9 protein-coding genes and 2 tRNA genes are annotated in these 9279 nt (G+C 33.5%); 4 read left to right on the forward strand and 7 right to left on the reverse strand.

What is annotated here, in order from left to right; genetic code table 11:
* Window positions 1-35: 35 nt before the first annotated feature.
* The 7 genes from B0A58_RS08830 to B0A58_RS08865 form a co-directional block, all read right to left on the reverse strand.
* Complete coding sequence (locus B0A58_RS08830; RefSeq protein WP_133063104.1) at window positions 36-593, reverse strand: hypothetical protein; 558 nt, start codon at window positions 591-593, stop codon at window positions 36-38.
* A gap of 5 nt (window positions 594-598) precedes the next feature.
* Window positions 599-1168, reverse strand: coding sequence for a hypothetical protein (locus B0A58_RS08835; RefSeq protein ID WP_089080762.1), 570 nt, complete (start codon window positions 1166-1168; stop codon window positions 599-601).
* Window positions 1169-1906: 738 nt separating this feature from the next.
* Window positions 1907-2341 carry a hypothetical protein gene (locus B0A58_RS08845; RefSeq protein ID WP_133063105.1) on the reverse strand — a complete coding sequence of 145 codons (435 nt, stop codon included), beginning with the start codon at window positions 2339-2341 and terminating at the stop codon, window positions 1907-1909.
* Window positions 2342-2846: 505 nt separating this feature from the next.
* A complete protein-coding gene (locus tag B0A58_RS08850) occupies window positions 2847-3179 on the reverse strand; it encodes a hypothetical protein (RefSeq protein ID WP_089080764.1) in 333 nt (110 codons plus the stop codon).
* Between the two features lie 88 nt (window positions 3180-3267).
* Window positions 3268-4371: a DUF2778 domain-containing protein gene (locus B0A58_RS08855; RefSeq protein ID WP_089080765.1), complete on the reverse strand. Its 1104-nt coding sequence runs from the start codon at window positions 4369-4371 to the stop codon at window positions 3268-3270.
* A 136-nt stretch (window positions 4372-4507) separates the two neighbouring features.
* Window positions 4508-5038: an RNA methyltransferase gene (locus B0A58_RS08860; RefSeq protein ID WP_089080766.1), complete on the reverse strand. Its 531-nt coding sequence runs from the start codon at window positions 5036-5038 to the stop codon at window positions 4508-4510.
* A 62-nt stretch (window positions 5039-5100) separates the two neighbouring features.
* Entirely contained in the window at window positions 5101-5583 is a 483-nt protein-coding gene (locus B0A58_RS08865) for a DUF1573 domain-containing protein (RefSeq protein ID WP_014083052.1), read from the reverse strand.
* A 160-nt stretch (window positions 5584-5743) separates the two neighbouring features.
* Here B0A58_RS08865 and mutS point away from each other — a divergent pair, with 160 nt between their 5' ends.
* The 4 genes from mutS to B0A58_RS08885 all read left to right on the forward strand — a co-directional run bounded on the left by mutS (window position 5744) and on the right by B0A58_RS08885 (window position 9196).
* The gene (gene mutS / locus B0A58_RS08870) at window positions 5744-8350 is read left to right on the forward strand and encodes a DNA mismatch repair protein MutS (RefSeq protein WP_089080767.1); all 2607 of its coding nucleotides are present in this window, start codon (window positions 5744-5746) and stop codon (window positions 8348-8350) included.
* Window positions 8351-8505: 155 nt separating this feature from the next.
* Window positions 8506-8578 (forward strand) — tRNA-Gly (locus B0A58_RS08875).
* Between the two features lie 16 nt (window positions 8579-8594).
* Window positions 8595-8680 (forward strand) — tRNA-Leu (locus tag B0A58_RS08880).
* 150 nt (window positions 8681-8830) lie between these two features.
* Window positions 8831-9196, forward strand: a complete 366-nt coding sequence (locus B0A58_RS08885; RefSeq protein ID WP_089080768.1) for a YegP family protein — start codon at window positions 8831-8833, stop codon at window positions 9194-9196.
* Window positions 9197-9279: the final 83 nt, after the last annotated feature.

The following is a 9279-nucleotide window of genomic DNA, read 5'->3' on the forward strand; positions in this document are numbered from 1 at the left end:
TCGCTCGGCTTTCTCTGTTTTAAATCAAATTCATCTTAGTTTAAAGTCACTTTATTCGTGTTTATTTGACCTCTAAAAACCATATAGTTTTCTTTACGCATTTTAGAAAGAATCTTCTTTTCCTTGATGTTTAAAAACCCTGATTGATATAAATTTAAACTAATACTTAAATCACTATTTGAAATCATTTTCATTTTTAGCCCTATTTTCTCTCCCTCTGTTAAGAAATCGTCTAAACAAAAACTAATAGTTTCACTGGTATTGCCTTTAATAAAAAAAACATCATATTTTTTTACATTCTTGTTTCGTTCAGTTAATTTTTCAAATTTAACTTCTGCTATTGTTGTTTCAACGGAGTCATTTTTAAATATATTAACCTTTGTATAAGAGGCAGAAGAAAAGTCTGGAGCTTTATTTTCAAAGGTAAAGTTTTTATTAATCACATAATTTACATTTGTTTTATTACTCAAAATGATTTCTAAAATAATTTTTTTATTTTCATCTAGCCTTGAATTTAAAATCTTGTATTCAATACTTTGGGCATAATTCATACTAAAAACAAAAAATGCAATGGATAAGAATTTCAGTTTCATATCTGTTATTTTTTTAGTAAGTTTTGATAATAATTTATACCTGCTTGAGCATTTGGGTCGCCGTAAACTTGATTGAAATTTGTCCAAACGTTTAGTTCCTCTTGGTATTTTTGAGGATTGGTCATAGATTGAAAACCAGCGTAATTCATATTACTCATATTTAAAATATGTGTGAATTCGTGCCCAATAGTGTATGCAAAATCTAGATTAGTTACTATTTTAGACATTGACAATGAAACTTTCCAACTATTATCCGACAGCATTTCAGATTCTCCATATGCTTCCATTCCATTTTCCGCAACTAATGCTTCTCTGAATTCATATGCTGATATTTTACTATCGGCTTTACTGGCTAACATTCTTAATTCTTTTATAGCATTTATATTTTTAGCCATTGCCTCATCTGTAAAAGCAAATTTACCTTTCCAATTTATTCCAGCGGCTTTTAATTGACTTTTAAAAGATTGTCTTTCAGAGATTTTATGCATCGCATGATTCAACCCACTTACAAACAACCCTGTTACGGCACCCTGCCAGAAGTTGCCCCCTGTTAGACTTGCTCCTGCAGCGCCCATAACTGTTCCAAAGGCAATGGTGCCTATTGGATTCTTTAATCCTAAAACAGTACCTAAACCTTTATGGGTTGTTGTTACTGTATCCGAAAACGACCCAACATGATATGTATTTGAACTAGACCCTCCTTGCCAAACACTACTTGCAATTCTGCTAATAGCTCCTGCGGCAAAGCCACTCTACAACGCTATTTGTTTTTACAAAAATATAAAAATAGTTTTTAAAACACTATTTTTTTAAAGAAATTTTATTGGTATAAATTCAAAAAATAATTGGACGAATAGCGACAAAACAACTGTTTTTCAAATTATTGATAAAATGCTCATAACAAAGAAGTTTAAAGATTATTTTGCTAAAAATGTAGCGACTTTATAAACGACAAAAGCCGAGCGATGCTCGGCTTTATTGTTGTTTACAACAATTATATCCTATTTGCTAATTAATAACCATATCAGTAATAAGCATAGAATTATTACAATATAATTTATATTATTTCTCAAAACACTTATTTTTTTCAAAAAGAATAAGACAAAAATTGAAATAATAATGTAAATAGCAGTTAAATCAAGTATTTTATTCACACAATAGAATAAGACTTCTAGATTTAATGAAGGGCTGTTATTTTGATTACAATCGTTGAAATTAAATAACACGAATAAACTCAAAATATAAACTGCAATCAAAGATGCTAAAACAATTAATGTTTCTTTAATAAAATTAATTTTTCTCATAGTAATAATCTAAAATCCTATTTTCCAACTCATTCCTTTTACATTAGGTATCGTTGCACTATTGTTGTTTATTATTAAGTTGTTATAAACTTTCCCTTGATATTTAATACCAATACCATTTCCAGATATTTGTATTGTTCCATTTTTCAAAGGAACTATATTTATATTTCCATCTTTGAAAATAGCGTCAGAAACACCATTTACTAGCATCATTTTAGGATTTAAACCACTAACCCAATCTATTTTAATACTACTATCAGAAAGTTTTGTGAAACTATTAATTAATGAAGCAGCATCTGAAGGAACACCATATTTACTAACCAAATCTTTTGAAGTTATTGTTTCATTAACCTTTGCAGATTTTAAAACTTTTCTCAAACCATCTTCAAAAGATGTTTTTTGCTTCTGTTGTTGATCATCATCATCAAACATATTATTGTCCATTTTATGCATCGCGTGATTCAACGCACTTACAAACAACCCTGTTACGGCACCTTGCCAGAAGTTGCCACCTGTAAGCCTTGCCCCTGCTGCGCCACTAAGGGTGCCAAAAGCAATAGTACCAAAACCATTACTTTATCCTGTTGCACCACTAATACCTTTATGTATTGTTTCAGTCGTAACATCGTCTAATGTTTCAAAAGTACTACCACCTTGCCAAACACTACTTGCAATACTACTAATAGCTCCTGCGGCAATGCTACCCTACAACGCTATTTATAATGACAAATATAATAATTAATTTTATATAATGTCATTTTTTTAAGAAAATTATTTTTATCAAAATGTATTGATATAAATTCAAAAAATAATTGGACGAATAGCGACAAAATAAACTATTAATTTTATGCTCGATACCTTTATCGGTAAAAGAAAATTAAAAGATGCTCTGCAAAATGTACTTCACGATGTAAAATAACAAACCCAGCCAACAGCTGGGTTTATGTTGTTAATCATTTTTTATTATTTCAAAACTATTTGAGAAATAAGTAGAATTGATTTCATCGGCCGACTTACCGTATAAAACTTTTAATCGATACTTTTTAAAATTTAAGAAGTTCTTTAAATAAAAAACTTTTTGAATTGAAACCTTTTTGTTAATCGTCTGATTTGGTTTAATTAAATTAATAACAGATGCTCTTGACTTTGGTTGACTAATATCATTAATTAGCTCAAACCAATTATTATTTTCAAAATATTCAATACTTACATAATAGTATTTTCTTTCAGAATTGTTACTGATTGTAAATTCAATATTTTGATTCTGATTATATTTTTGCATCAGACCTTCAATTCTAATTTATCATTGTTTTCTTTACAAGCAAAGAAAAAAAGAATATATAAAAACAAACTTTTCATATCTAATTTATTTAATAAAATGTTTTCCCTAATGTTGAAGTATTCGCTGTCGGATAATTAACAATAACCCTTATAGATGAATGTGTTTGAGAATAATTAATCAATTTAGGGAAAAATCGTTTTCCAACTTCTATACATCCGTGTGAAAATCCTTTATGTGAATCGTGCAAATAAATACTACTTCTACCAAAAGTTTTAGTTCCTGAACTAGGACTTAAACTTGCTCTTACTGTACCCCATCCTGGATAACTATATGTTTTTCCTGAAGTTGTAGTATATGATGATGGTATTTGCTGAATACCACTACCCGGTAATGTTTCCCCAGTAGAAGAATTTATATTTACATTTCTATTAGGACTTAAACTTAAATTTACACTATAATTACCTTCAGGAATTGGACCAGCATCAGGAACATTTTGCATACTTGAATTTTGATAACCTGGTAAACCAGATGTCGCTGAAAATCTGTCAATAACATTTCCTTTACCATCATACCAAACTATCTCATCTCCATCATAAACAAGATAATCTCCGCCTTTTTGTTGCATCGAGTGAAAAGTGTGATTCAACCCACTTACAAACAACCCTGTTACGGCACCCTGCCAGAAGTTGCCCCCTGTTAGACTTGCTCCTGCAGCGCCCATAACTGTTCCAAAGGCAATGGTGCCTATTGGATTCTTTAATCCTAAAACAGTACCTAAACCTTTATGGGTTGTTGTTACTGTATCCGAAAATGTCCCAACATGATATGTATTTGAACTAGACCCTCCTTGCCAAACACTACTTGCAATACTGCTAATAGCTCCTGCGGCAAAGCCACTCCAAAAATTACCGCCTTGTATGCCTGTTAGTGCACCTTGAAAAGTGCCGTGTGCCAAGGCTTCAAACCCCGATCTTACGAAAAAATTACCCATCGTTCCAGCCCACTCGCCAATGCCAAAGGTGGCTGCTCCACTCAATGCTCCAATAAATGTGGCCGTTAAGGCACCTTTGAGGGTTATGGGTTGTGCCGTAAAATAGTTGGTTGCCAGATAGGTTGCTAGGGCTATACTGGCTCCAATAATAATAGCATCATCAATACCAAAAACATTTCCTGTAATATCTGTATATTTCAAGGGATTGTTTACACTATAGCCATAATGGTTGTAGTTTTGAGTATTGTAGGTCTTTCTCTACAACAAACAATTTGTTAATGACTACTTCATAACGCTGAACAATACCAAATTATTGTTTCTTTAAAATAAAAAAATGTTAAAACCTGATTTTTTTAAACAAATCCCACAAAACAATACCAGCACTTACAGCAATATTCAACGAATGTTTGGTACCAAGCTGTGGAATTTCGATAGCTCCATTGCACAACCGAACGGCTTGCTCATTGACCCCAAAAACTTCGTTGCCAAATACTAAAGCATATTTTTGATGTGGTATTATTTCAAATTTTTCTAACGAAATAGCATGATCAACTTGTTCAATAGCCCATACTTGAAGCCCGTCTTGTTGCAATTTGGGTATTAAATCCAAAACATTTGCTGCATATTCCCAAGCAACTGTTTCTGTAGCTCCAAGAGCCGTTTTGTGAATTTCTTTGTTTGGAGGTACTGCGGTAATCCCACAAAGGTATATTTTTTCTATCAAAAAAGCATCTGAGGTTCTAAAAACCGAGCCTATGTTGTTCAAACTTCTAATATCGTCTAAAATGATGGTTAATGGTGTTTTTGGGGCTAATTTGAAATCGGAAACCGATTTTCGATCTAATTCTGAATTGTCTAATTTTCTCATGATTAAAAAAAAAGCTTCCTAAAATGGTTTAGGAAGCTTGTAGTATAAATTACAATTACAATTTAGCTTTTGGTTGCAGGAGCTTCGTCTGGCAAAACAGTTCCTTTGATAGTCAAAACTTTTGTTGGTTGCCCTTCTGCATTAGAAGTTACAGTTACAGTTTTGGTAAATGCACCAACTCTATCCGTAGCATATTTTACGCCAATAACTCCTTTAGCTCCTGGAGCTACAGGTTCTTTTGGTGAGGTAGGAACGGTACAACCACAAGATCCTTGTGTGTTGGTAATCACCAATGGTTTGTTTCCATTGTTTGTAAACACAAACTCTCTTTGCCCATTGGCATTATGAGCAATGGTGCCATAATCGATAGTTTCTTGTTCAAAAACCATTCCAGCTCCCTCAATTTGAGGCGTTTTTGACTTTACTTCTTTTTTCGATTTTTTAATTTTTCCTTTTACTTCTTTTTTTGCAATAGCAACTTCTTGAGCAAAAGTAGCTGTTGTTCCAAAAATTGTAAACGCAAGCAATAGTACTATCTTCTTCATGTTTTTTAATTTTAATATTTAATAAATAACAGAACAAAAGTACATTATTTTTTGAACAAAGTACTTAAAATTTTCTTAAAATGTATTTTTTTTAATTTCATGTTGAAAAATGGGTTTAAAAATCATAAATTCGCTTTTTTAAATTTAAAATCAAAATATTTTGTCAGCCAAAGAAAAAACAGCCAAAGAAACTCCATTAATGAAGCAATACAACGACATCAAACGCAAATATCCTGATGCTTGCTTGTTGTTTAGAGTAGGCGATTTTTATGAAACATTTGGAGAGGATGCCATTAGAGCAAGTAAAATTCTTGGAATTGTACTTACCAAAAGAGGTGCTGGTTCTGAAACCGAAACGGCCCTTGCAGGATTTCCTCATCATTCTTTGAATACCTATTTGCCCAAATTGGTCAAAGCGGGGCTTCGAGTGGCCATTTGCGACCAGCTAGAAGATCCTAAAATGACCAAAACTATTGTGAAACGAGGAGTTACAGAGCTTGTTACGCCAGGTGTTTCTATGAACGACGAAGTTTTGCAATCAAAATCTAATAATTTTTTGGCCGCTGTATTTTTTGGAAAGAAAAACATTGGCATTGCTTTTTTAGATGTTTCTACTGGCGAATTTTTAACGGCAGAAGGTCATGTTGAATATATTGATAAATTGTTGCAAAATTTTAGTCCTAGCGAAATTTTAGTTTCCAAACAAAACAAAGCTGATTTTAAGGACGCTTTTGGCGATGATTTTCATTTGTTTTATTTAGAAGATTGGATTTTTAAAGAAGATTATGCCGTAGAATCGCTTACCAAACATTTTGAAACCATTTCGCTAAAAGGATTTGGAATCGAAGATTTGACCAATGGCATCATTGCGGCAGCGGCTGTATTATTTTATTTGTCTGAAACACAACACCATAAAAGACAGCACATTACGGCTATTCAACGTATTGCCGAAGATGCTTATGTATGGATGGATCGGTTTACGATAAGGAATTTGGAGTTATACCATTCTTATAATCCAAATGCTGTTACATTGCTAGAAGTAATAGACAAAACGTTGTCGCCCATGGGATCCAGACTGCTCAAAAGGTGGCTGGCACTACCACTCAAGGACTTGAACAAAATCAAATCCAGACATGATGTGGTTGCTTATTTGAAGGACAACCCCGAAGTGCTGAAAAATATTCAACATCAAATCAAACAAATATCAGATTTAGAAAGGTTGATATCAAAAATTGCTACGGGCAAAGTGTCTCCCCGAGAAGTTATTTACCTTAAAGATTCGTTGGACGCCATTATTCCCATCAAAACATTAGCATTACAAAGTAAGCAAGAAGCTGTTCGAATTATGGGCGACAGTTTGCATGGTTGCGAATTGCTTCGTGAAAAAATTGGCCACACATTGCATCCAGAAGCCCCTGTAGCCATTGCAAAAGGCAATGCCATTGCAAGTGGCATCCACGAAGAGTTGGACGATTTAAGAGCCATATCCAAATCGGGAAAAACTTTTTTGGAAACTATTGAAAAAAGAGAGTCGGAACGAACAGGTATTTCGTCTTTAAAAATTGCATTCAACAATGTTTTTGGTTATTATATAGAAGTTAGAAACACCCATAAAGACAAAGTGCCCAACGAATGGATAAGAAAGCAAACCCTTGTTAATGCCGAAAGGTATATTACAGAAGAGTTAAAAGACTATGAAACCAAAATACTAGGTGCCGAAGAAAAAATACAACAAATTGAAAATCAATTGTTTGAACAACTGGTCGCTTGGATAGCTACTTATATCAAACCTGTGCAATTGAATGCCAATTTGATAGCCCAACTTGATTGTTTGACATCTTTTGCCCAATTAGCCATAGACAATCATTATGTTTGTCCAGAATTGGACGATACGTTTACATTAGAAATCAAAAACGGGAGACACCCTGTGATAGAAAAACAACTACCCGTGGGTACACCCTACATTTCAAATGATGTGTTTTTAGACAAGGATACCCAACAAATCATCATGATTACAGGGCCAAACATGTCTGGTAAATCGGCCATTTTAAGACAAACGGCACTGATTGTATTGTTGGCACAAATGGGCAGCTTTGTTCCAGCAGAAACCTTGCGAATGGGAATTATAGACAAAATATTTACCCGAGTGGGCGCTTCGGATAATATATCGATGGGCGAATCTACCTTTATGGTCGAAATGAACGAAACAGCATCGATATTAAACAATATTTCCGAAAGAAGTTTGGTACTTTTAGACGAAATTGGCAGAGGTACAAGTACTTATGATGGTATTTCTATCGCTTGGGCCATTGCAGAATTTTTGCACGAACACCCCGCCAAACCCAAAACACTATTTGCCACACATTATCATGAGTTGAACGAAATGAGCGAAATACTACCTCGAATACAAAATTATAATGTTGCGGTCAAAGAATTGCAAGACACCGTACTTTTTGTTAGAAAATTAGTAAAAGGGGGTAGCCAACATAGTTTTGGGATTCATGTAGCCAAAATGGCTGGAATGCCTCAAACAGTTATTTTGAAAGCTCAAAAATTACTCAAAAAATTAGAAAAAGACCATTCAAACGAGGCCTTAAATGGAATTAAGGAAAATAAAAACGACATGCAAATGAGTTTTTTCAATTTAGACGATCCCCTTTTGGAAGAGATAAAAGACGAAATAGTACATTTAGATTTAAACACCCTAACCCCAATTGAGGCCATGATGAAGTTAAATGAAATTAAACGAATGCTGATAAACCGTTAAGCCAATTGTAACATAAAGATTTTCAATTGATTAAAAAAAATATTAAAATTTATTTAAAAAATGCTTGCAAAATAAAAAATATGTACTAAATTTGCCCTCGAAAACAAGTTGAATGAACAACATCAAACAACAAGTATAGCAAACATATAAATCATGCGAAAATAGCTCAGTTGGTAGAGCGCGACCTTGCCAAGGTCGAGGTCGCGGGTTCGAGCCCCGTTTTTCGCTCAAGTTATCAAAACCAGCTCGGATGGTGAAATTGGTAGACACGCTGGACTTAAAATCCAGTGAACAGCAATGTTCGTGCGGGTTCAAGTCCCGCTCTGAGTACAAAACCTCTTCTTTTGAAGAGGTTTTTTTGTTTTATGCAACTCCTTGCTATTTTATATCAATCGTTGTTCAAACACAAACGTTTTATTTCCAATCAGTTGTGTGTTTTTAATCTAATTTATACAAAACTAATTTTTCAAATAATTTCAAATGGGGGCTTTTGTAATCAGTAAACGTTTTAATGGCGAATTCAAATTTGTGTTTACTTCTCGAAAAGGTAAAACCATCTTTACTAGCAACGCTTATGCGTCTAAAGAAGCCTGCGAACACGAAATTGCACTTCTCAAATTACAATTGGATCAGGCTGTTTTTCAAAAATTTAAAGCAACAGGAGGCAAACATTATTTTAAACTAGAACTCAACTATGCCACAATAGCCACCAGTCGAAAATATACCACCGAATTGCGGTTGCAAAAAGGCATAGACGAAATAGTTAAATATGGACATTTGGCAGAAACGTTGGATTTTTCTGGTTCTGATTTTGCTTTTCCGCCAGAGGAAGCTGTTTTTTTATAATTATTGCATTGATCAATACATGCTATTTGATTTTGATTGTAATACCAAATATACATATAAAATAGCCCAATCTATTGTTTTTT

The sequence above is a fragment of the Flavobacterium branchiophilum NBRC 15030 = ATCC 35035 genome (genome assembly GCF_002217205.1).
Taxonomy (GTDB): Bacteria; Bacteroidota; Bacteroidia; order Flavobacteriales; family Flavobacteriaceae; genus Flavobacterium; species Flavobacterium branchiophilum.